The sequence below is a fragment of the Oceanispirochaeta sp. M1 genome, from assembly GCF_003346715.1.
Classification (GTDB): domain Bacteria; phylum Spirochaetota; class Spirochaetia; order DSM-2461; family DSM-2461; genus Oceanispirochaeta.
On sequence record NZ_QQPQ01000137.1, the window covers coordinates 1 to 957 of the forward strand.

At 41.8% G+C, this 957-nt stretch carries 1 protein-coding gene; it reads left to right on the forward strand.

Annotation, left to right across the window (positions count from 1 at the left end; genetic code table 11):
* The coding region (locus tag DV872_RS26170) for a reverse transcriptase domain-containing protein (protein ID WP_253952532.1) at positions 1 to 789 on the forward strand (789 nt) is incomplete at its 5' end.
* Positions 790 to 957: the final 168 nt, after the last annotated feature.

The window sequence follows — 957 nt, forward strand, 5'->3', positions numbered from 1 at the left end:
CTGCTCACAATTTTACAGCCGATCTATGAGGAAGACTTTCACCCCTCAAGCTATGGATACCGTCCCCGTAGGAGCTGTCACCAGGCAATCAGCAAAGCGAGTCTGTTTATGCGAAAGTATGAACTGCACCACGTTGTTGATATGGATCTTTCCCGTTGTTTTGATACCCTTGATCATGATCTTATTCTTAAGTTTATGAGAAAGCGTGTTAGTGATGGGAGTATTCTTGCTTTGGTGAATAAGTTTCTTAAAAGTGGAGTCATGAAGGGCAACCGGATTGATGAAGTAACTGAGGGCAGTCCGCAGGGAGGAGTTATAAGTCCACTACTAGCGAACATCTATCTGAATGAGTTTGATCAATTTATGATGAAACGGAATTACAGGATTGTGCGTTACGCGGATGATATTCTCATCATGTGCAGTTCGCAAAGATCGGCCAGTCATGCTCTGGATGTAGCAACAGATTTTCTTGAAAACACCTTGCGATTGACTGTGAACAGGGAGAAGACGCACATAACCGATGGTTTACGTGGTGTCCGATTTCTTGGAGTTGTTATCTTTAACCGCTACACTGTGATTCAGGATGAGAAGATCAAAGCTTTCAAGATGAAAGTGAAAAGCCTAACCAAAAAGTGTCAGGGTATGAATCTGGAAATGGTGATTCGGAGACTGAATCCTTTATTAAGAGGATTTGGAAACTATTTCAGGATTGCCAACTGTAAGAATCTATTTAAAAGTTTGATGGAATGGATCAGAAGAAGGTTAAGGGCAGTACAGCTTAAACTTTAGAAGAAACCAAGACGTTTGCATCGCCGCTTAAGGCAGCTGGGTCATAATGGTGACTACCTATTGATTAAAATGTCCTGCTGGAGAAACTCCGGTAGTGTTCTTGCTAATATGGCCATGCCTAACGCATGGTTTAAAGATCTTGGTCTGTTTCATTTGACTGATGTGAAT